Genomic DNA, 22,818 nt, shown 5'->3' with positions numbered 1-22,818 from the left:
GTCAAGTTACGGATACCCGCAGCACGTCTGTATTAGGAGATCTCAGAATGACCACAGCATTGATGAAGACCTGTCTGCTCGGCATGGCTGGCGTGATGACCGTCGGTCTTGTCGCGTGTGGGAGCAATTCATCATCCACCAATACGCCCGCTGGCACCACCGTCACACGTTCCTCGACGTCAGTCACAGCGTCCCCGACGCCCACCAAGCACAAGCAGACTAAGGCACCAAAGCACCTCAGCCAGGATGACTTCACCAAGGCCATCTCGAGTAAGAAGATCAACAACCAAACGTTCACCATCTTGGACAATTCTCAGATCGCCGCCCAGATGAACCAAGTCACCAAAGTCATCGGTCAGGCCAAAATTTCCCCCGTGGAATGCGGAAAGATCCTCAAACAGAGTATCGCCAGCGTCACTGACGGGGAGATCAACAACATTGTTTCCGCAATTGGTAGTGACCAGTCGGCACCGACCACTGTCACCCTCAATACGGCCATGTCGAGTCGCCAGAAGAAGGCGTTCGAAACCGAGGACAAGCAATTTTCTAAGTGCGGTCATGTGGCCATGGACTTGCAGGGTAGCAAGACGGCGATGATTATGAAGCTCACCCCAATCAAGGGTTACGAGGACATCTCTAAAAAGGCATCCCTTTACACAACCGTGAGCTCAAGCGGCAACGGACCTAAGATGTCCTCTTATCAGGCATATGTGTGGCTCAACGATGATCAGATGATCCAAGTAGCTGCGCAAGATGCCCAAACAGCCCAATCCACGCTGAAGTCGGCTCTCAACGCACTAGGTATCGACGCAAAGTGAGACCGGGGGCGTGGTTGCCCTGAATTTTGGGCAGCCACGCCATTGTCCGGATACGGTCGCCGGGGACCTCTTGCGAGCGTCACTCGAGTGCTACATGCCACAGCATGTAGCACAAAAGTTAGCTCGCGTCATCCCGTGAAGTTCTTTGGTCTATATGATGGTGTCTTTTGGCGCATAGACAGGTTTTTCATTCTCACAGTTCAGCCTCATCTGGCATGGTCAAATTGGTCCGAAGTCGCGGACAAATCGTTGCTAAGGAGGAAAAGTTTATGAGAATCAAATTCATCACCGCCCCATTGGTTGCCGGTGCTTTGATGATTCCAGCCGCCCTTTCCACTCCTGCGGCTCAGGCTGCCATTCCGGCTGTTCCCGCCGCATCAAGTAACACCGGTGACGCACGCAAGCTGCTCGACGATGTCAATGGTCGTATCACGTCGCTCACCAGCGATCTCAAGGTCGCCAAGGCTTCCATGTCTCCGAAGGAGGTCATCGACACCATTTCCGACCTCCTGAAGCAGGCCATGGCGCTTAAGGCTCAGCTCGAGAAAATCGTCAAGGGCGTCATCGCCTTCGCTAAGACCGTCCCGGCTCGCGTTGAGTTGTTCCTGGCCATGTGCGACACCACGCACACTGCCACCCTCACCCTTCAGGACAAAGTGCAGAACGCGCATTCTGCCGTCCTCCTGGAAATCGCTCACGCTATCAACGTGCTGATCACCATTGATTCCACTCCTGCCCAGCTGACCGACGAGGTGGCGGCTCTCAAGAAAGCCCTCGCCACAGCTCAGGCCATGCCCGATCTCAAGCCGACCGACGTTGCCACCAAGTTCGTCCGCGCCAAGCTGGGCCGCCTGATAATACAGGTCCGTTTCGATCGCAACACCTGCGTCGTCGACTACAAGGACAAGGTCACCGTTCGTCTGCTCAACCGTGCTATCAGCAGGGCTGGACAGGTCCGTGGCAACGCATGGGTTCGGGTCGCCGATGTCGACCAAGCCATCAAGGAGCTCAAGATCGCCTACCAAGATGCCCTCAAGGCCCCCAATAAGGAAGGCGCTCCGGCTTCTCCGTCCTTCTGCATGCCAGCTGCCAGCGCTCCCGTGGCTGTTGCCTGATACCCAATCCAAGACGATCCTCGGGACCGCTGTCGTGGTCCCGAGGATCGTGTGTATGAGACTGCCCGCCTAGCACAGTCTTATTAACGCCCTTGCCATAAACGAAGTGTGGCCGTGAGTCATAGGCGTAACGATGCACTATGCAGAAGTCAAATCGCGTTTAACCTCTTGATAAATTCGCCCGATCTAGTCAAGGTCGGACGGGTTTACCTGTCAGGCAATCATCTGTGGTCCTTCAATCGAGCCGGTGTCGATAGTCAACGATTGACGTGTCTCCCTCGTTATCAACCGGAATACAGCATCACGACAAAGACCATCCGGGACGGTGGGACGACCTCTTGGCATGGTGAGCCCCCTTTACGCCTATCCAAACCTCTAGGCTGGCACCATGACAGTTCGCATTACGCCGTCAATCCTTAACGCCAATCTGGCCAACCTCGCTGGTGAGGTGGGGCGTATCCCGTCAGCTGACGGTCTGCACATCGACGTCATGGATGGTCATTTCGTACCGAACCTGGTGATGGGAGCACCCTTCGTGGAATCTTTGCGTCCGGCCAGCGATCTCATGTTTGACGTTCACCTCATGATTGAAGATCCCGACAGGTGGGCACCTCAGTACGTCGAGGCCGGAGCCCAATCGGTCACCTTCCACCTGGAGGCCACTACCGCACCCATCAAACTCGCCCGTGAGCTTCGGTCGATGGGGGCACGCGCTTCGGTAGCTCTGCGCCCGGCAACCCCAATCGAACAACTCGCCGATATCCTGACCGAGTTTGACCAAATCCTCCTCATGACAGTCGAACCTGGCTTTGGTGGCCAAGAATTCCTTGACCCAGTGCTTTCCAAGATCCGCAAGGCTCGCAAGCTCATCGACGCTGCGGGTGCGGATATCTGGTTGCAAATCGACGGTGGCGTCTCAGCTGAAACCATCGAACGCGCCGCCGAAGCAGGAGCCGACACCTTTGTAGCAGGCTCCGCGGTCTACCGTTCCGACGATCCCAATCAGGTCGTCACCTCATTGCGCAACCAGGCTTCAGCTGCCCAGGCGTGTGCCCATTGACAGCCGGACACTTTTTAGTGCCCGCGGTGGCGTAAGTAGGACTGGAACTCGACCGCGAGGACATCTCCCGTCAGCCCCTCCGAGAGAGCAGCATCCTGCTCGGTTTCCAATGCTGCAATGTATTCGGCCAGCTCAGGGTGGTCGACTACGGCTTCGTCAATTGCGGCAACCCAATCTCGCTTATCCTCTTCAATCCCAGCCTGTGGGACCGCAATCCCAGTAAGTTCCTCGATCCGCACCAAAAGGGCCTGCGTGGCGGGAGGACAGGGCGACTCGCAGGCATATTGCGGCACCCCCACCCATAGGCCGATAGCATTCATTTCGTGGCGACGCGCCTCTGTAACGAGGACAAAGGGGATGCCAGTGGGCCCGTCGTATTCGAGTTTTTCCGCCCCCAATTCGTTGATGAGGTTGGGGTCGGTGGCAGAGACCATGACTGGGAGCTGTCGCGTGTGGGCGACGTCGGTTGCCATTGCGCCAAGGACAATGAGGCCAGCCGGCTTGAGCTTGCGTAGCCATCGCAGCAGCCGGAAACAGTACGTACGCCAGCGCAGACTCGGCTCAGGTCCATCGACGACAACGATGGGATGGCCCTGCCATCTTCCGACCCTAATGGCAGTACTCGGCCAATTGACGATCTCGAGGTCGTTCATAACAGTGATGGCGGGACGGGTTTGGCGGAAGTCGTGAAACACCTCGCCGTCAATCGTGCGCCACACCTTCGCCTCGGAATACTCAGCGATGAGAGTCGCCGCCTGGGTAGCGGCCGAGCCGGCGTCGTTCCAGCCGCTAAAGGCCACAACGACCCATGGCCGGTCCATGTGTCGAAATCGCATGCCCCTAAGGCTAGCCCGCGCCTTAGGCTGAGGCCCATGACCCTTCGCACCGCTCTGTCCCAGAACGTTCTCATCATCGATGGCGCAATGGGCACGATGCTGCAGAGCAGCGATGTGACGATGGATGCCTTCCAGGGGCTCGAAGGCTGTAATGAAATCCTCAACGTCACCCGCCCCGACGTCATCTCCGGAATCCACGACGCCTACCTGGACGCCGGGGCCGACATCATCGAGACCAACACCTTCGGCGCTAACCTGCCCGCACTGACCGACTACGGGATTGCTTCTCGAGCCAGCGAACTCGCATCAGCTGCTACGAAACTAGCCCGGGAAGCCGCTGATAAGCGCACCGACAAGCCGCGTTACGTCGTCGGGTCGATCGGCCCGGGCACTAAGTTGCCTACCCTGCGCCAGATCGGTTTCGCCGCAATCCGTGACGTCTACCAGCAAGTCATTGAGGCCATGATCGACGCCGGTATCGACGGCGTCCAGATCGAAACCTGCCAGGATCTGCTGCAGGCTCGCGCTGCGATCATCGGCGCCCATCGTGCTGCCGCTGCGCACAAAGTCGATCTGCCCGTCCTCGTTGATTTCACGGTGGAGACGACCGGAACCATGCTCATGGGGTCAGAAACCGGTGCCGCTTTGACAGTGTTGGAATCCCTTGGCGTCGACGCCATCGGTCTCAACTGTGCCACCGGCCCTGCCGAAATGGCCGAGCATCTGCGCACCTTGTCTCGTGGTGCTCGAGTGCCGATCATGTGCATGCCAAATGCTGGCTTGCCTGAAATAACGGGGGAGGGACGCGTTACCCGCTGGGCCCCGATGACCTGGCCTCAGTTCTTGACGAATACGTCGATCGCTACGGGTTGGCCGTCGTCGGTGGCTGCTGTGGTACCACTCCCGATCATACCCGGGCCATTGCGGAGCGGTTGTCCGGTCGACCGGTTCCTGAGCGAAACATTCACCACGTCGATGCCGTTGCTTCTTTATACAGCGACGTCCCGCTCAGTCAGGATACCGCTTATCTGGCCATCGGCGAACGCACTAATGCCAACGGTTCCAGGGCGTTCCGTGAGGCCATGTTGGCTCAGAAGTGGGACGAGTGCGTCGACATTGCCAAAGCCCAAACCCGCGATGGTGCCCATTTACTTGATTTGTGCGTTGACTACGTCGGGCGCGACGGCGTTTCGGACATGTCAGAGTTGTCGGCCCGTTTAGCTACTGCATGTACCTTGCCAATCATCCTGGATTCCACCGAACCAGGCGTGCTGGCTGCCGGTCTGGAGCACCTTCCCGGTCGCTGCGTCATCAATTCGGTGAACTTCGAGGATGGCGATGGCCCTGGTTCACGCTACCAACGCGTCATGCCAGTGGTCGTGGAGAACGGTGCCGGAGTTGTCGCCTTGACCATTGATGAGGAGGGTCAGGCTCGAACTGCCGAGTGGAAGGTGAGAGTGGCGTCTCGTCTCATTGACGATCTTGTCGGCGCTTGGGGTATGGACATCGGGGACATCCTCGTCGACTGCCTGACCTTCCCTATCGCGACTGGTCAGCAGGAAACTCGACGCGACGGTTTAGAGACTATTAATGCCATCGCTGCGATCAAGAAGCGTTATCCGGGCGTGCGCACCACCCTCGGCGTCTCAAACATTTAATCCGGCCGCACGGATCGTCCTCAACTCGGTTTTCCTTCACGAAGCCGTCAAAGCTGGCCTGGATTCGGCCATCGTCCACACCGCGAAGATCCTGCCGATCGACCGTATCCCTGATGAGCAGCGCGAGGTTGCGCTTGACCTTGTCTACGATCGCCGTCGCGCCGATTACGATCCTCTGGCCCGCTTCCTGGAACTCTTTGAGGGCGTGACGGCCGCATCCATGCGCGCTGAGCGAGAAGCTGAGCTGTCCGCCATGCCGCTGTTCGACCGGCTCAAACAGCGCATTATTGACGGCAACGCTAAGGGTCTGGAGGCCGATCTCGATGAGGCCATGGTGTCCAAACCCGCCCTCGACATCGCCAACGAGGACCTGCTAGCTGGTATGCAGGTGGTTGGAGACCTCTTCGGCTCGGGCAAGATGCAGCTGCCCTTCGTGCTGCAATCAGCTGAAGTCATGAAGGCTGCCGTTACCCACTTGGAACCTCACATGGATAAGTCCGAGGCCTCTGGCAAAGGCACATTGGTGCTGGCGACAGTGAAGGGCGACGTTCACGATATTGGGAAGAACCTTGTCGACATCATCGTGTCCAACAACGGCTACCACGTCGTCAATCTGGGCATTAAGCAGCCAGTAGCGGCGATCATTGAGGCAGCCGAGACCAATGAAGCCGACGTCATCGGCATGTCCGGCTTGCTGGTGAAGTCGACGATGGTCATGAAGGACAACCTGCTGGAGCTCAACCACGCCGGACTAGCTTCGAGATACCCAGTCATGCTCGGTGGTGCGGCCCTGACGAGGACCTTCGTAGAAGAGGACCTCAACGATCTGTTTGAGGGCGAGGTGCGTTATGCCAAGGACGCTTTCGAAGGGCTGCGTCTTATGGATGCGGTCATGGCCGTCAAGAAGGGGGTTCCTGGAGCCGAACTTCCGAAGCCTCGACGCCGTCGTCTCAAGGTAATCCAGCCCACCGCTGACAGCAAGGAAACGATCACTGACGAGGACGCCCCTCGCTCTGACGTCGCACGCCCGGTTCCCCGATCGGTAGAGATCCCGACCCCGCCATTCTGGGGTTCTCGGGTCTCAACCGGCATCTCGCTAGCCGACGTGCTGGTCTGGCTTGATGAGAGAGCGACGTTTATGGACCGCTGGGGCCTCAAGGGATCACGCATCGATGGGTCCTGGGACCGCATGGTCAACGAGGTAGCTCGGCCACGGTTGCGCCTGCTGCTTGACCGCATCCGTCAGGAAAACCTCGCCCAGTTTGGCGTCGTCGATGGCTACTGGCCATGCTTCTCTCAGGGCCACGACCTCATCGTCCTGGACCCCGAGGACACCTCCCTGGAACTCACGCGGTTCACGTTCCCGCGCCAAAGCAACGGGCGGAAGCTCTGCCTGGCTGACTTCTTCCGTGACGCCGATGAGGCTGGCACGTACGGTCCCGACGTCATCGGTTTCCAGTTAGTGACGATGGGCAAGGCATTGTCGGCTGCTACCCAGCGCCTCTTTGAGGCCGATTCTTACCGCGAATACCTTGAGCTACATGGTTTGTCGGTTCAGTTGACCGAAGCCTTGGCAGAGATGTGGCACGCCCGGGTACGTCATGAGTTGGGCATTGACGGCACCGACTCCTCGGTGGCTGACGCCATCAATCACCAGACGTACCGTGGCTGCCGGTACAGTTTCGGTTACGCCGCCTGTCCGAACCTCGAAGATCGCGCCAAGGTGGTGAAACTACTCAACCCGACGAGGATCGGCGTGGAGCTGTCGGAGGAGTTCCAACTCCATCCTGAGCAGTCCACTGACGCCTTCGTCGTCCATCACCCGGAGGCTAATTATTTCAATGCCAAGTGAGACGCACCCCACGACCGCCAGTCACTTCGCCGCCGTCTTGTGGGATTTCGACGGTACCCTCGTCGATACTGAGCTCCGGTGGGCCGAGGCTGAAATGGCGATCCTCGCCTCGCATGGAGTCAAGTGGGAACCTGAACGTGCCAAAGAGTTCACCGGAGGCCCACTGATTGACATCTGCAAGGCGATGACTGCCGACATGGGTGGATCACTGACCGTCGATGAGGTCCGGCATGAGCTCATCACCATGGTCTCGCGGTTCAATCGAGAACGTGAGGTGCCCTGGCGTCCCGGCGTCTTGGACCTTCTCACCGAGATGCGCGAAGCTGGTATTCCGATGGCGATCGTCACCGGGTCTGCCCATGCTGTTGTCGAGCCGGTATTGGCGGCCATGACCGAAAGGATCGGTAATCCTTTCGGCACTGTTGTGACCTTTGACGATGTCACCCCGGAGACAGCTAAGCCTGCCCCTGACCCTTATCTCCTTGCCGCTGAGCGTCTTGGCGTCAGTATCACCGACTGTCTGGCTATCGAGGATTCCCCACAGGGGGCAACCTCGGCGACCGTGGCCGGCGCCGCGGTGCTGACCGTCACCGGACTGGCCGAAGTTGGCCCAGGTCCACGGCGAGTTCATCGTTTAGACCTGTCAGGCGTGTCGTTGGCTGATGTGGTCAGCCTCTGGCATCTCGCTGACGAACCAGCCACTCCGGTAGCCAACGGAGGTGGGGGAGTGCTACGGGCTGGTGAACGGATCACTCTCACCGACCCTAAGGGCCGTAAGCACTCGATCATTCTACAGCCTGGCGGCGTCTTCCACACCACGAAAGGTGCGGTACGCCATGATGACCTCATCGGAGGACCTCAGGGAGTCGTCGTCACCTCTGTTGGTGGTTTGGACTTTTTAGCCATGCGGCCGATCCTGAGCGAATTTACGGTGTCAATGCCGCGCGAGGCCGCCATAATTTACCCTAAGGAAGCAGCCCAGATCACCATGTGGGCCGACATTTTTCCCGGTGCCCGAGTACTAGAAGCCGGTGTGGGATCCGGAGGACTATCGATCCCTCTGCTACGCGCCATCGGCCCGAACGGACGCCTCCATTCGTATGAAAGACGTCAGGAGTTCGCTGATGTCGCTCGCAAAAATGTCGAGTCTTTTTACGGAGAGATTCCGTCCACCTGGGATCTCAAAGTGTCGGACTTAGCCACCGGTATTAGCTCGGAGCCAATTGACCGAGCCATTCTTGACATGCTCGCGCCATGGGAATGCGTCGAGACGGTGGGCAAGGTCTTGGTTCCTGGCGGCGTGCTGTGCTGTTACGTCGCTACAACGACTCAGATGGGTCGCGTCATGGATACTCTTCGTGCTGCTGGCGGATGGACTGAGCCATCGGCTACCGAGACGACGACGCGTGACTGGCATGCTGAAGGGTTGGCGATTCGTCCAGCGCACGGAACGACGGGCCATACCGGATTCCTCGTCATTTCACGGCGGCTTGCCCCAGGGGTAACGGCACCCATGCGCAAGCGTCGCCCAGCTCCGGGAGCCTACGGCCCTGACTATCACGGACCGCGTCCGCACAACATCACTGAACACGATCAGTGGCGGCTGCCCAAAGAAGAAAAGTAACGAAACGATCCGTACTTCGTCATGCAAAGGAGGGGCGGCAGACAATCCCGTCGACCCTCCGGTCAGGTGTGTCTCTTGCGTCGTGTCGATCGGATCGCTGTCACCACGGCTCGCCAGCCGATGAGGGTGAGAGCTAAGAAACTTGCCGCAACGATGACAAAAGCCACCGCGATGCCTTGGCCTGTGAAGTACCGCACCGCCATTCCGACGATGAGGGTGGTCCCCCACAACACCACACCAGCCAGCCACCGCAAGGCCGCAATGCGCGCGGTCACGACGATGACCCAACCGACGGCAAGACCCAGCACAAAGGGCGTTCCGGTTCGAAGCAGACCCCCCGGTGACAACGCCTCACCATGGCAGGCCCGTCCGATCGTTGCGAAGAGAATCACGCAAACAACGTCAGCGACCAGCGCTCGGCGCACTAACGAAGACGCCAACTCGTCATTCATCGCGGCCTCACCGAGAACGCAAAGTCGGCGGTAGACGTCGAGGTGATCATCGGCGGGTGCAGGTCACGCATACGGAACAGCTTGTGACGGTGGACAAGACCCAAAGTGATAATCATCGAGATGACGAGAATGCCACCCTCAACAGCAAATCCAAGAGCTAACGTCGACATCGGTCCACCCGAGATGAGTACCCGGAAAGCATCAACCGAATACTTCATCGGCATAATAATGGACAGTTTCTGGTAGACGGATGGCAGCATCGTCACGGGGAAGGTTCCGCCACAAGTAGGCAACTGGAGTACCAGAAGAATGAGGAAGATGGCGGTTTGGGGTGATCCAAAAATTAGCCTCATCCAGAAAGCCAACATCATCCACGACAAAGATGTCAGTGTCACGAACCCGATGAAGTACCAAGGATGGACGGGGTCTAGCCCCAACGTGAGCCACACGCCGAAAGCCATGATGTATGCACCTACCAAAGCGATGACGGCTAGTGGACCAAAGCCCACCAGGGCGATCGACAGGCTGTTGGCCCTACCCGTCATCGCGCGTCCGGAGAATGTACGCACAACAAGGAACGTCGAGATGCAGGCAATCCACATGGCGATCGAGAAGAACATCGGTGCCAGTCCACGGCCGTAATACTTCGCGGAGTGGAGGACGGTCTGCTCGATATCGACGGGGGAGCTCATGACATTGGCTAGGTTGGAACGTTTATCGTCGGATAGGCTGGGGATCTGTTTGGCACCGGAGTCGAGACCTTGGTGAAGCTGTGTAGCGCCTTTAGACAGCATGTCCGAACCGGCTTTGAGTCGTCCCAGTCCATTGCTGAGCTGCATGACGCCGGACGCGATCTCAGGAGCCTTCGCGGTGAAGGTTCTACCAGCGTTAGTGGCGTCGTTGACGGCCTTATTGAGGTCTTTAGCGGCCGAATCAGCGGTGTCCATGGCACCGTTAATCGCCTCCAAACCGTTATTGACTTGTTGAGCATCCTTGGTGAGTCGCCCCAGTGCCGCAGTCGCGTTATTCGCTAGGGTATCCGCATTCTGCTGGTTGAGGCTCAGATTAAGACCGGCCGACACATTCGCCACTGCCGCGATGTTGGACGACACGGTCGTGGTAGAACTCGCAGCTCCGTTAATCTGCTTTACCAAGGCGACATAATCCGGGTCGTCAGCAAGCTCAGGGTGCTTCGCAACGAGAGCAGATACTTTAGTAGCGGCCCCGGTGACATTGTGCTGAATCTTAACAACAGAATCGCCATTGGGGTTCCGTAACGTAGCAGTCGCTGCCACGAGGTTTCCGGCCTGTTTTTGTAAGGCAGGAAGGTTTTTTGTCACGTTATTAATAAGCGGGACCATGGCTGAATTAACGGCTTGAGAATCAGACATGACGTTTTGTGCTGCGCCGCTAATTGCTTGGGCACCGACACGCGTTTGAGTGACGGCACTCGATGTTTTCGCGGCAGCTGAGTCGGAATTCGCCAAGGCAGAATTTACCTGGTTGACGGTCGAGCTGGAGTCACCCGCGGCCTTCGTTGCGCCCAACACCTTGTCATTCATCTCGGTAATACCGGCGTCGAGGGTCTTCAACCCATTATCGACCTGTGCAGACCCATCCGAAGCTTTTGTAAGCGATTGCTTAATGACACCCAAGTTAACGAAGAGCGCATTGAAATACGTTTCAGAGACACTCTGATCCAGGGCCTGCTCCAAGGCAGTCTGCACCTGAGAGGTCAACAAGCCGATAATAAACCCGTTGGCGTCATCACGGTGGAGTTTGAGGGTCGCCCGCGCGGGCCTGAAATCGCCCGCGGACACAATGTTTGTCGAAAAATCCTCAGGTACATCAATAACCATGAAATACTCCGCGTCGCGAAGCCCCTGATAAGCCCTGTCTTCGTCGGTTCCCAGGAACTGCCAGTCGAACCGCGGGTTTTTCTTCAAAGTGTCTTGGAATTCTTGTCCGCCATTAACTGTACGTCCGCTAAACATGGCTGGCCTGTCATGGCTAACAACGGCGATCTTTATCTTGTCGGTATTGGAATACAAATCCCAGTTGGCGTGAAGGTAAATTCCGCCGTAGAGCAACGGAATTACAAGAATAAAGATTAAGCCGAGTTTAGAGCGTCCCTTGAAACGCCGGAACTCGAACTGTACGAGCCTTATGAATCGAGTCAGCATGCGTTATCTCCATGGGGAGTCGTCGGGACGGTCACTTTCCGTTGGTGGGTTACTGTCAGATTAGTCATCAGAAGCCTCATAGTCCTTTTGGGGCCTCAGGTTTCGTATTCATCGCCCTCGAAGGGAACCTGAGTCACCTCGGGAGCTTCAGGATCTCGCGAGTTACCGTCGGGATCCTCGTTGGTGTGGAGATCCCTGACAGCATGGACACGGTTGTGGGCCGGCAACTCCACATCCAGGGATCCGGGTAGGGCCATGTCATCATCGACAGTAGCCGCGATAATCGTCGAATCGTCGAGTTCAGTGAGTTTCGAAAACATCTCGAACAGCAACCTCTGTTGGTTATGCGGCACCATGACATCGGCGTCGTCAATGACGACCACCTTGGTCTCTCTCAGCATGGCCAGAGCTACAGATGCTACGGCACGTTCAATGGCTTCGAGCTGCTCGAACTCGCAAGAGTGATCGATGCGAAATCCGACAATCTCTTCAATCTGGCGTACCCTGCTTTCGGCCTTCCTGAGGCTGACGGCGTCAAGGTGGCAACGCTCAGCGACCGATTCATTAAGGGTCAGACGATCCTCAGGTACGACATAGTCAGCAATTCGAGCCACAGAGGTCCGTTGGATAGCTCGGTAGGGCTCTGCCATGGCATCGATTCCGTCGATGACGAGGGTTCCCCTCGTTCGACGAAATCGCCCACACAGTGCCAGCAAAAGCGCTGATTTGCCGGCACCAGCAGGGCCGTGGATGACAGCCAATTGTCGCGGCGCCAGGTCCATATCGAGAGGGCCAAAGATCATCCCCTTGCGTCCTTGAGCATTCAGGTCGCGGGCGTGGAGCACCACTCCCGAGGCGTCCTCGACGGCCTTGGTGTTGACCGGAGGACGTTTCGAGAATCGGATCACTGAAGAAACCCCCTGATTGCACGTTCGATGACATCGGTAATGACCTGCCGGTCAATAACTGAACTTGCCACAGAAAACTCCAAGGCGAGCACATTGACCAAGCTGAGGACAACCACCGCAAGACTGCGTGGGTTGGCAGTCTCAGTAGACTCGACGTGGTCAAGTACACCGTACTGGGTCGTCAATTCGACCAGCTGGGCGATCCTCTGCGCTTGGAGTTTGGAATAAGCCGCAGCGATCTCCTCATCGCGACGGGCAAGGGCCCGGAACTCGGCGAGAATCACCTGCCACGGGGCGTCCTCCAGGAGGATCTCTGTGAGCTTCTCGCTAATACTGCGCATGACGTCATCAGGACGCCCATAACTGGAAAGGACGGGGAAGAGGGCATCGACAACATCCCGCTCTCCGCTGGCAAGGCGCGCAGCGCAGACTTGACGAAAGAGATCGGGCTTGGATCCGAAGTTGGAGTACACCGCCCCCTTAGTGAACCCAGCGTCCGAAGCAATGCGTCGCAGACTGGCACCGGCATAGCCGTCCCGTTCAAAGTTTTGGACGGCTGCGGCAAGTATTCGGTTCCTCACCTCATCGCGATGAGGTCGTTCTACTGCAGCAGGCATTACAAGTTGTCGTCTTTCGAAGAGTCCAGAATTGATCGTCAGCGGTACCACCGGTATCGGATACCGATGGTATCCGCCTCACAGGTTTAGCCCAAATCGGTCAGCTAGGCTGGGAAGCCCCAGTGTCATCGTGGCGAGGAGGGTCATGCCGTTGTCGTTGTCTAATCTCGATAAGAACTACCTCATGTCGGGTACGACCACCGATTCCTTCGCCGTGCTTCTACGGCGAGTCGCTCCTGAGCTGTTGCCCCCAACAACAGTCGACACCAGTGTTCCCGAGCTGCTGAGGCACGGCAGAACTATACTCGCGATTCGCTACAGCGGGGGCGTTGTCGTGGCTGCTGATCTGGGTTCTGCATTGGCAAAGCGTCTCGGTCAGACCGACATCGACCGCATCCTCGGCACCGACGACCGATGTGTTATTGGCGTCGCCGGGGCAGCTGGCCTGGCGGGGGAAATGATTCGCCTGTTTCAAGCTGAAGTTGACCATCTTGAAAAGATTCAAGGACAGCGGATCAGCATGGATGGCCGCGCGGTCAGGCTGTCGAGCTTGGTGCGCTCTAATGGAACGATGATGGCGCAGGGACTCGCCGTTACTCCACTGCTGGCAGGCTGGGATGATCTAGCCCATCGTGGCCGGATCTTTTCCTACGACGGCACTGGCGGGCGAACCGAGGAACACTCCCATGCCTGTGTGGGGTCCGGAGCTCTGTTTGCAAGCGGCGTCCTTAACGAGGGCTTTCGAGCAGGGATGGATCGCGACGAATCTGTCACGCTGGCTATCCGAGCCCTTGGCACGGCCATCAGCGATGACACCACATCGTCTGTGTCGGGACCGGATCTGTCGCGCGGCCTGTACCCGGCAGTGACGTACGCAGATTCCCATGGTGTGACCCGGTTTCCGACTGAGGAGGTGGCGGTACTCGCGAAACAGGTCGTCGACCAGATCGCTGCCGAGTCCGATCGTGAGGAGGCCCGATCATGACGCTTCCGGCTTATGCTCCACCGAGTGAGTGGATAGCTGATCGTTCCAAGTTTGTCTCAGATTCCATTCGCGATGGGGGCGACGGCGTCGTCGTCGCGAGATGCGCTGAAGGGATCGCGCTGGTAGCGCGTCAGTGCAGCGCCGATCTTTCCAAGGGCATGCGGTCGGTCTCTGAAATCCACGATCGGTTGGCCTTCGCAGCCGTCGGACTGTTCCACGAAGCGGAGGAACTCCGAGTGGCGGGTATCCGCTTTGCTGACCTGCGCGCATACGCCTACGACCGCCTCGATGTCACCGGGCGCAGCCTAGCCAGCATGTATGCACAGATTATTGGCAAGGTGTTTACTCGCCCCGACGTTAAGCCCTATCAAGTCCAGGTCACAGTCGCCGAGCTTGGCTTGGTCCCTTCGGAGGATCGCTTATACACCATCGACTTCGACGGTTCCGTGCGTGCCGGCACGGGTCCTGTCCTCATGGGTACAACCAGTAATCGCTCCGCCGAGCTGCCCCATCTCGAATTGCCCAATGGCGCGACGATATCCGACGTCGTACGTGCTGCGGAAAACGTCCTTGACGTCGAGCCCCCAAGCCTTGAGGTAGGTCTGCTTGATCGCCACGCCTCGACCCGCCGCCACTTCCGACGTCTAGACGCCGCGACCGCGTTGGAGGTCGACAGTGGGGAATCTTGAATCCGTCGAGCCGACCTTGAACGGTCCCATCCTTATCGTCGGTACTGGGCTCATTGGGGCATCCATTGGTAAGGCCCTGGTGACGGCAGGAGCTGACGTGCATCTGTGGGACATCGATCGTGGCAATACGCTCGTTGCTGCCGGGCGCGGAGCTGGCAAACTCGATGACCTTGCTGACGAGGCCTACCGGATGATCGTGGTCGCGACCCCGCCAGCCGTCGTCGCGCCGACGATCGTTGAGCGGTTGACGCGACACCCCCAAGCGGTGATCACCGACACCGCCTCAGTGAAGGGGGCGGTGTTGTCACAGGTGACCGCGGTGGCTGCCGGGCATGGAGTCGACATATCTCGCTATGTGGGTTCCCACCCCATGGCCGGAACTCAGTACACCGGCCCGCTGACAGCCTCCGACGAACTCTTCGTCAACCGCACCTGGGTGATCGCCCCTCGCACCGATAACCGTCGCGAGGACGTCGCACAGGTCGTCGCTCTGGCCCGAGCCTGCGGCGCGCGGGCGGTGAGTATGGACGCCAACGAGCACGACCGGGCAGTCGCGGAGGTGTCTCACCTGCCCCACCTGATGAGCATCCTTACTGCGGCAAATCTGCGCCACGCTCGTTCTGAGCACTTGAGCCTCGCAGGGTCGGGCATCCGCGACGTCACCCGGATTGCCCGTTCCCAGACGACAATGTGGCGTCAGATCCTCACCTCCAACCGCGCTGAAGTCCGCAGCCAGTTAGAAGCAATTCGGGACGACCTCGACGACTTGTTATCGCGTCTTGATGATTCGGAACGCTTAGAAGAGTTCCTCAGCGTTGGTCAAGCGGGCGCCCGTAAGCTGGCAGGTAAGCATGGACATCAGATGGTAGAGACGTCCGCCGTCGTCGTCGAGATACCCGACGCCCCGGGCGCCTTAGCGCGACTGTTTGCTGACGTCGAGGATGCTGGGGTCAATGTTGAAGACTTGTCGGTGGAACATGATCCAGCTCGTGAAGTTGGTTATTTGTCGATTGATGTTGCCCCGGACCGTGCTCAAACGCTGACCGTGTCAATGCGCGATCACGGCTGGTCAGTGCGGTCCTGATAGATGTCGGTGAGTACCGATAGCCTCACCCCGTCAGATCGTCACCGTAAGGCAGGCAGAACGTGTCAACCCCACCTCTCGTCATCGCCATCGACGGGCCCAGCGGGTCCGGCAAATCGTCGACCTCTCGTGGAGTCGCTCAGCGGCTTGGGTTAGCCCACCTCGACACCGGATCAATGTACCGCGCGGTGGCTTGCCGCCTCGCTCATCTGGGCGTCGATCCGGCAGCGAATCCCCATGATGCCATCGAGGTAGCTCGAACTTGCCACTTAGAGCTTGATACCTCAGCTAACCATGATCGCGTCGTGATCGATGGGGAGGATGTCACCAAGGAGATCCGTGATCCGCAAACCAGTGCCACGGTGTCTGCGGTAGCGACGATTCAGCCGATTCGTGACGCCCTGACCGCTCGCATGCGTCAGGTTGCGGCCGCCCGCGGTCGCATCGTGATGGAAGGGCGCGACATCACGACTGTGGTGTGCCCCGACGCGCAGGTCAGAGTGCTTCTGGTGGCTGACCCTGCCGTTCGCATCGCAAGGCGTCGGACCGAACTGGGGGAGAAGATCGACATGGCCCAGGTCATTGATTCGATCGTGCGTCGTGACCGGGACGACGCGACAGTATCAACCTTCGAGGAGCCAGCTGAGGGAGTCACTGTGGTCGACTCCACCCACCTCAATTTGAATCAGGTCATTAACACTGTCATTGATCTGGTACCAGTTTCGTTGCGCTGAGCAGTATTTTTACTGCCGCCACACCGTGTACCGTGGTTTAGTACCCTAATAGGAGCGTTCCTTCATGTCCGACTCGCCCGAGTTCCTCCACGGCCCCAGCGACGGCATCGAGGAAGCTCTTCTAAAGCCCGTTGTTGCCGTTGTTGGTCGGCCCAATGTTGGCAAATCAACTCTCGTCAATCGCATCCTTGGCCGCAGAGCAGCCGTCGTTCAGGATGTCCCGGGCGTGACCCGCGACCGGGTGTCTTATGACGCTGAGTGGTCTGGTCGTCAATTCGTCCTCGTCGATACCGGCGGTTGGGCCTCCGATGCCTCTGGCATGGCAGCCATGATCGCCGAGCAGGCTGAATTAGCTATTTCAACTGCCGATGCCGTCCTGTTCGTCGTTGACGCGAACGTGGGCACCACCGACGAAGACGAGGCCGTCGTCCAGGTACTGAGGCAATCTCACAAACCCATCGTGGTAGCTGCCAACAAGGTCGACGACGCACGCGGTGAGCTTGAAGCAGCAACGATGTGGAACCTTGGGTTGGGGGAGCCCCACCCTGTTTCGGCCATCCACGGACGCGGTTCCGGTGACCTCCTTGACGCGCTCATTGCGGTACTGCCGAAAGATCGCACTAGCCATGAGTCATCGGACGGACCGCGTCGGGTCGCGATTGTAGGCAAGCCGAATGTCGGCAAGTCCTCCCTTCTGAACCGGATAGCGCGCCAGAACCGCGTAGTCGTCTCGGATATTTCTGGGACGACGGTTGATCCTGTGGATGAGTTAGTCACTGTCGGCGGCACCGTCTATCAGTTCATTGACACTGCCGGTTTACGTAAAAGGGTGAAGGAAGCGTCCGGGCACGAATATTACGCCTCACTGCGCACTCAAGCCGCCATCGAGCGTGCCGAGGTGTGCGTGGTAGTCGTTGACGCGTCGGAGTCGATCAGCGACCAAGACCTTCGAATCCTCACCATGGTTGAGAATGCGGGCCGGGCGATGGTCATCGCCTACAACAAGTGGGACCTGACTGACGAGGAACGACGCCGCTATTTGGAGCGCGAGATCGAGCGCGACGTTCAGACCTACTCCTGGGCACCACGAGTCAACATTTCGGCGCTCAACGGGCGAAACGTCGACAAGCTCGAGAGGGCTATCGAGACGGCTGCGGAAGGCTGGGAGACACGCGTTTCGACCGGCAAACTCAACGCATTCCTTGGTCGTCTCGCTGCGGCCCACCCACACCCGGTGCGGGGAGGAAAACAACCGAGGATCCTCTTCGGGACCCAAGCTCACAACTGCCCGCCGACCTTCGCCCTGTTCACATCAGGACTATTCGACCAAGGGTATGTACGGTTCATCATCAGGCGGCTGCGTGAGGACTTCGGGTTTGCCGGTTCACCCGTTCATGTGGAGATCCGGCCTCGGGCGAAGCGACAGCGGAAGTGACCAGTTTTGTCGAAGGAACAGAAGTACGCTAGTGTGTTTCCCCGGGTCATCGAGTGATCCAAAACGGGCTGTGGCGCAGCTTGGTAGCGCACTTGACTGGGGGTCAAGGGGTCGCAGGTTCAAATCCTGTCAGCCCGACGTTGTGAAGTCCGCGAGCGGCATTGGTATTCCTGAGGTCCCGTGTCGTGGCCTGCTTTTCCAGGATCCGACATTGCTGCCGTGGCTCCACACCGAACGCAGTGTCAGCCGATGGGTACAAGGTCACCAAGATGACCTGGAATAGACCCACCGAATCAACGAGATGATCGGGCTCGACCATTTCCGATACGCCCTACTCCTCGGAGTTGTCTGACGGCGTGGCTCAGCGCGCCTCGCTTGTGCGACCGCTCGGCTCCAACACCGAGATCTTGATCCTCGACGAACCCCTGAGCAAACCGACCCACTCACCCGTTCAACCCTGCAAGGGGAATTGGAGCGGCTGTGGAGAACGCCTTACTGCTATCGAATCGCGTCGTGGTCGTCTCACCACGTCCAGCGTATGCCGTCGCAGACTTCCCAATGAAGCTCGACTGGACTCGTACTCAAGGTGATCTCCAGCTTCGCGAGCTGCATCACAAGATCCTCGGGGCCCTTGCTCTGAGGACTACAAGATCCGCACCTTGAGTGGGACCAGGCTTTCGACTTCCCGGCCCCACTGGCTCTCACCCCTCCGGAAGGCTCCCATCAGCCAATGCATAGGAACTCTGAGTTCCGTGACGCGTGACCGAATCGGCGGCATAACGGTTTCCCGCACGGATCGACGCTGTCACGTCGCCGTGGTCTACCCACTCACCTATGAAGGCGTCACCGGCACCCGTCGTGTCTACGGCCTGAACAGCCGGGGCCTTGATGATTTCGCGTCCATCTGCATGGGCCCACATCGCACCACGCGAGCCCAAGGTCACGATGATATTTGTGATGCCCGCTCCCAATAGCACATCAGTAGCCTTACCGATATCGTCGAGGGTATCTACCGGCATCCCTGTTATGAGTTCCAGCTCGGACTCGTTCGGTATAAAAAACTCAATTCCGCGAATTCGCTCAAGGTCCAGTTCTGGTGCGACTGGAGCTGGATTGAGAAGTATTGGGATTCCCAGTACTTCCCCTAACTCAATCGTGGCGTAAACTGTCTCTAATGGGATCTCCAGTTGCAGCACGATAAGCTTGCATCTGGCAATGTCTTCTCGGGCAGCCTCGACATCAGCCGGACTCAACCGAGCGTTAGCTCCCTTGATGATGAGGATGGAGTTACGCGAGTCTGGATCGACAAAGATCGGCGCCACCCCAGAGCTCGCATCGGTGCGTAGCACATAGGTGGTATCGATGCCGTTCTTGCGAAAGTTTTTCAACGTAGTGTCGGCGAACACATCGTTTCCTACTCGGGTGACCATCACCACCTCTGCACCTAGGCGTGACGCAGCGACTGCCTGATTTGCGCCCTTTCCGCCGCATCCCATTCGGAAATCGGGAGCCTCAACGGTTTCACCCTCTGATGGCATACGATGGATGTAAGAGATAAGGTCCACCATGTTGGACCCAACAATGGCGATGTCCATGTCACTGCACCTCTCGGGCAAAGGCTTCACCTGGAGCGAGAAGCCCGGTGGTTACGGAGAACGTACGGGCCGCACCGGCAGCCAGATGAATGAGGGTTCCGGCGGCTTCGGCAGCCAATCGTCCCTCGGGTCTGCTCGTACCTGGCAGCACGTATGCGGCCACCCTCTGATCAGCATTATGAAGAATCCACCGGGTAGCGACGGGGAATTGGTCGGTACGGAAGCGAGTCACAAAGTTATGGTTGGCATGAGCCTGCATTCTAAACTCGACAGTCTCGCCATATTTCGGTAAGTCGTCTGCGAAGTACACAATCTCGGGGTCGAATGCCTCTGCACCGACCAACGAGTCAGCATCGATGTCCCCAGCGAGAATCTCCTCATTAATCCGGGACCACTGACGTGTTGGCGTCACGTGGCTCGGCACGCTGCGACGCAGTTGGAAGGCTCCGTCGGGTAAGGACTGACTCATCCGGGCCTCGGGAATGAACGCATAGTTCATGTGGCACATATACTGCAATGGCATCGACTGATACTTCGACAGATTGGTGACTTCAAGGCTGATGTCGAACGTAGCCGAGCCGGTTCGCAGGGTCACCGTGGGCCGCGCAAGATAGTGGTGTCCAAAACCCATGCAATACTCATACTCACTGACCAAGGTGACCGCAGGAACTCCGGAGGGTCCGTGTTTTGTGACAAGTTTTGCCGAGCGCATTGGTGCACATGGAAACTCACCGTGTAGCGGATGATCATCTTCTGGGGACGGACATCCCGCAGCCAGCAGACCGGATTGGAAGGCGAAGCACCCATACGTCTCGACGATCTGCCGAGCTTGCACAGGAACCTCGAACATGCTGTCCATTCGTAGAGATTGACCGTCAAACACGGCGTCCCACAAAATCTGACCCATAAAAGGGAGAACCTCGACGTACCCACGGGTGTTGGTGATCCGCAAGGCAACAATCCCGGTAAGGTACCGCCATGCGGTTACGATCCACTCACCAGTCTGGAGAATTTGTCGTTCTCTTTCACCAAACAGTTCAGGGTACAGGGTGATCTCGAGGTCGGTTGAGTTATCAGTGGTTACCACGAGATGCCTCCTTCAGGGCCGCAGGTGCAAGGTCACAGATTTGTTTCTGATCACGACGATCGACCACTAGGAAGAACACGAAGATCGCGGCAAAGCAGAAGGCGTTTACGATGAAGCTGAATCTCATAGAGCCCGTGGTGTCAGACAGGTAGCTCTGCATCACCGGGATGGCAGCACCGCCAATGATCGACATAACGATGACCGCACCGCCGGTCTCGGTGTAGCGCTTGTCTTCGATTAGGTCAAGGTTTCGTGCGAATATTGTCGCCCACCCCGGCCCCAATAGCGCCGAGGCGATCACCGCTGCGTAGACGGTTGTGAAACTTGGCATAACGACGATGTAGGTGATGCACAGCACCCCGAGCAGTGAGTAGGTCATCAGTATCCTGTTCTCGTTCATTCGGGTCATCAGCAGGTTGGCGATCGTTTTTCCAATGAAAAACGAAATGAATGCGGCGATCAGATAGTTCGCAGCTGTGCGCTCGTTCAGCGCCGGATCAAGATTCAGGGCCAATCGGATGGTGAAGGTCCATAATGAAGTTTGCAAGCCGACATAGAGGAACTGGGTAAGAATCCCGACACGAAACAGGCGGTTCTTCGCCAGATATGCAAGAGTTTCACCGATGGGGGCCTTGGCTTCTTCTGCATCGTTGCGCAACGGTTTAGAGTGAGGATACTGGGTAATGGCGATGAGCACCACGAGCACCACCAGCATGACGATGATAACCCTGTAAGGGCTGAGCGTACGTCCTAAAGCCTCCGCGGTGATGGCCTCACGCTCGACCACCGTCCGAGCATGGGCGACGCGCTCGTGTAGCGCAGCGCCATCAGTGAACACAAGGAACTTTCCCATAAGAGCACCACACAGGAATCCCAGCGACGTGAATGTCTGAGAAATATTGAGGCGCAGGGTTGCATGTTTCCGATCGCCAATCATCGACGAGTACGTGTTCGCCGAAGTCTCCAGAAAAGACAGACCAACGGCGATGGAAAATAAGGCCGTCAAAACACAGTATATGTGGCCACGCGCGAAGCTGGAAAGAACAGCAAGCATCCAAGAATATACACGCTCAGGCCAATGAGCAGTCCTGTCTTGTAGCTGGTGCGACGAATTACCCGGCTCGCGGGTATAGCGATGAGGAAGTAGCCACCGTAGAAGGCTGACTGCACAAACGCACTGGCTAGATCCGAGAGGGCGAACACAGCCTTAAATTGGGTGATGAGGATATCGTTCATGCTCGCAGCCATGCCCCACATCGGGAAACAGACCGACAGCAGGATAAATTGGAAGATCGGAGTGCGATTCAGATATCCGTCACGCAACTGCAAGGTGTGGTCCTTGATGAAGCCCCACGACGTATTTGGGATGCCACTATCCACGTCCGTGTCGTTGACGATAGCGGTGCCTTTGGTGGTCACAGTGCCTCCTCATCGGCGAGGACGGAGACTCCGGCGGACGCACTGGTACGGGTGACGCCGGCTCCTAGCATCGTCGCCACGTCCTCGGGAGTACGAATACCGTCGGATGTCTTGACCCCCCGGCCGATCACCCACGGTGCGACGCATGAGTGAGACGGCGTGGGCAGTGGCGCCGTGTTCGGAGGTTCCCGTGGAGGTCTTAACGAAATAGGCACCGTATCGCTCTACGGCCTGGCAAGCTCGGACATTTTTCTTGTCGGTGAGTTCGCTGTTCTCGAAGAGAACCTTAACTATGGTCTTGCCTGCGGCGTCAACGACAGTAGGTTTGTCGGACTCAACAGGGCCCCCGTCACTATCTTTGACGGCGCCCACGTTGATGACTATGTCGACCTCGTTTGTGCCATCACTAATGGCAGTCTTAGCTTCAATGGCCCGGGTCTCACTAGGGTGTGCATCGGAGAGAAAACCAGCAACGGCACACACGCGTGGGGCGTAACCGGCTAGCTCGACTGCCGCCAACCTTACCCGGGTAGGGCTGTAAAAGTCATGATTGACGGCCTCGCGATACAGGGATCTGATGTGCTGCACTGTGGCATCGGGAGCCAACAGTGTGTGATCGATGAGAGCGGTAATGCTCATGTGAACTCCTTTGCTCAGAGCGATCACT

Annotated in this window: 18 protein-coding genes, 1 tRNA gene and 3 pseudogenes; 13 read left to right on the top strand and 9 right to left on the bottom strand. The window is 57.9% G+C overall.

The features are described from left to right. Positions 1–47: 47 nt before the first annotated feature. The 3 genes from F1563_RS01125 to rpe all read left to right on the top strand — a co-directional run bounded on the left by F1563_RS01125 (position 48) and on the right by rpe (position 2,993). Positions 48–818 (top strand): hypothetical protein, encoded by a 771-nt coding sequence (locus F1563_RS01125; RefSeq protein WP_002526798.1) that lies wholly within the window; start codon positions 48–50, stop codon positions 816–818. 269 nt (positions 819–1,087) lie between these two features. Continuing rightward, positions 1,088–1,933 carry a CAMP factor family pore-forming toxin gene (locus F1563_RS01120; protein WP_149302526.1) on the top strand — a complete coding sequence of 282 codons (846 nt, stop codon included), beginning with the start codon at positions 1,088–1,090 and terminating at the stop codon, positions 1,931–1,933. Positions 1,934–2,321: 388 nt separating this feature from the next. Further along, positions 2,322–2,993: a ribulose-phosphate 3-epimerase gene (gene rpe / locus F1563_RS01115; RefSeq protein WP_002526796.1), complete on the top strand. Its 672-nt coding sequence runs from the start codon at positions 2,322–2,324 to the stop codon at positions 2,991–2,993. Between the two features lie 14 nt (positions 2,994–3,007). Here the strand turns inward: rpe and F1563_RS01110 are convergent, their stop codons facing one another. After that, positions 3,008–3,814, bottom strand: coding sequence for a proteasome assembly chaperone family protein (locus tag F1563_RS01110; protein WP_002546874.1), 807 nt, complete (start codon positions 3,812–3,814; stop codon positions 3,008–3,010). Positions 3,815–3,865: 51 nt separating this feature from the next. Here F1563_RS01110 and F1563_RS13935 point away from each other — a divergent pair. From F1563_RS13935 to F1563_RS01095, 4 genes and pseudogenes are all read left to right on the top strand, one after another. Continuing rightward, a pseudogene (locus F1563_RS13935) lies at positions 3,866–4,704 on the top strand (homocysteine S-methyltransferase family protein); the annotation flags it as partial. Positions 4,705–4,911: 207 nt separating this feature from the next. Continuing rightward, a complete protein-coding gene (locus F1563_RS13930) occupies positions 4,912–5,487 on the top strand; it encodes a dihydropteroate synthase (RefSeq protein ID WP_230846213.1) in 576 nt (191 codons plus the stop codon). Next, entirely contained in the window at positions 5,420–7,339 is a 1,920-nt protein-coding gene (locus F1563_RS13925) for a vitamin B12 dependent-methionine synthase activation domain-containing protein (protein ID WP_002526792.1), read from the top strand. Before F1563_RS13930 ends, F1563_RS13925 begins: the two co-directional genes overlap by 68 nt. Beyond that, the gene (locus tag F1563_RS01095) at positions 7,329–8,963 is read left to right on the top strand and encodes an HAD-IA family hydrolase (protein WP_149302524.1); all 1,635 of its coding nucleotides are present in this window, start codon (positions 7,329–7,331) and stop codon (positions 8,961–8,963) included. The genes F1563_RS13925 and F1563_RS01095 overlap by 11 nt, the downstream gene beginning before the upstream one ends. 62 nt (positions 8,964–9,025) lie before the next feature. On the opposite strand, the gene F1563_RS01090 is transcribed toward F1563_RS01095, so the two are convergent. From F1563_RS01090 to F1563_RS01075, 4 genes are all read right to left on the bottom strand, one after another. Continuing rightward, complete coding sequence (locus F1563_RS01090) at positions 9,026–9,415, bottom strand: DUF3054 domain-containing protein (protein ID WP_002526790.1); 390 nt, start codon at positions 9,413–9,415, stop codon at positions 9,026–9,028. Next, entirely contained in the window at positions 9,412–11,598 is a 2,187-nt protein-coding gene (locus F1563_RS01085) for a YhgE/Pip domain-containing protein (RefSeq protein ID WP_002526789.1), read from the bottom strand. The genes F1563_RS01090 and F1563_RS01085 overlap by 4 nt, the downstream gene beginning before the upstream one ends. Positions 11,599–11,693: 95 nt before the next feature. After that, positions 11,694–12,506 carry an ATP-binding cassette domain-containing protein gene (locus F1563_RS01080; RefSeq protein WP_002526788.1) on the bottom strand — a complete coding sequence of 271 codons (813 nt, stop codon included), beginning with the start codon at positions 12,504–12,506 and terminating at the stop codon, positions 11,694–11,696. Continuing rightward, on the bottom strand, positions 12,503–13,123 hold the full coding sequence (locus F1563_RS01075; protein WP_002526787.1) for a TetR/AcrR family transcriptional regulator: 621 nt from the start codon (positions 13,121–13,123) through the stop codon (positions 12,503–12,505). Before F1563_RS01075 ends, F1563_RS01080 begins: the two co-directional genes overlap by 4 nt. A gap of 145 nt (positions 13,124–13,268) precedes the next feature. On the opposite strand from F1563_RS01075, the gene prcB reads away from it, so the two are divergent. From prcB to F1563_RS01045, 6 genes are all read left to right on the top strand, one after another. Beyond that, a complete protein-coding gene (gene prcB / locus F1563_RS01070; protein WP_002526786.1) occupies positions 13,269–14,108 on the top strand; it encodes a proteasome subunit beta in 840 nt (279 codons plus the stop codon). Then, positions 14,102–14,797 (top strand): proteasome subunit alpha, encoded by a 696-nt coding sequence (gene prcA, locus F1563_RS01065; protein ID WP_172623577.1) that lies wholly within the window; start codon positions 14,102–14,104, stop codon positions 14,795–14,797. Before prcB ends, prcA begins: the two co-directional genes overlap by 7 nt. Next, a complete protein-coding gene (locus F1563_RS01060) occupies positions 14,784–15,881 on the top strand; it encodes a prephenate dehydrogenase (protein WP_002526784.1) in 1,098 nt (365 codons plus the stop codon). Before prcA ends, F1563_RS01060 begins: the two co-directional genes overlap by 14 nt. 62 nt (positions 15,882–15,943) lie before the next feature. Further along, entirely contained in the window at positions 15,944–16,615 is a 672-nt protein-coding gene (cmk, locus tag F1563_RS01055) for a (d)CMP kinase (RefSeq protein WP_007433869.1), read from the top strand. Between the two features lie 64 nt (positions 16,616–16,679). Then, positions 16,680–18,050, top strand: coding sequence for a ribosome biogenesis GTPase Der (gene der / locus F1563_RS01050; RefSeq protein WP_002526782.1), 1,371 nt, complete (start codon positions 16,680–16,682; stop codon positions 18,048–18,050). A gap of 64 nt (positions 18,051–18,114) precedes the next feature. Beyond that, positions 18,115–18,188: transfer RNA gene (locus F1563_RS01045), tRNA-Pro, on the top strand. A 563-nt stretch (positions 18,189–18,751) separates the two neighbouring features. Here F1563_RS01045 and rbsK read toward each other — a convergent pair. The 4 genes and pseudogenes from rbsK to deoC form a co-directional block, all read right to left on the bottom strand. Beyond that, entirely contained in the window at positions 18,752–19,645 is an 894-nt protein-coding gene (rbsK, locus tag F1563_RS01035; protein WP_002526780.1) for a ribokinase, read from the bottom strand. A 1-nt stretch (position 19,646) separates the two neighbouring features. Then, positions 19,647–20,732, bottom strand: coding sequence for an aldose 1-epimerase family protein (locus F1563_RS01030; protein WP_002526779.1), 1,086 nt, complete (start codon positions 20,730–20,732; stop codon positions 19,647–19,649). Further along, a pseudogene (fucP, locus tag F1563_RS01025) lies at positions 20,719–22,151 on the bottom strand (L-fucose:H+ symporter permease). Before fucP ends, F1563_RS01030 begins: the two are co-directional and overlap by 14 nt. Then, positions 22,148–22,790: pseudogene (deoC, locus tag F1563_RS01020) on the bottom strand (deoxyribose-phosphate aldolase). The pseudogenes fucP and deoC overlap by 4 nt, the downstream one beginning before the upstream one ends. Positions 22,791–22,818: the final 28 nt, after the last annotated feature.

It is taken from the genome of Cutibacterium modestum, assembly GCF_008326345.1.
Taxonomy (GTDB): Bacteria; Actinomycetota; Actinomycetes; order Propionibacteriales; family Propionibacteriaceae; genus Cutibacterium; species Cutibacterium modestum.
This window is presented reverse-complemented; position numbering and strand designations above follow the sequence as displayed.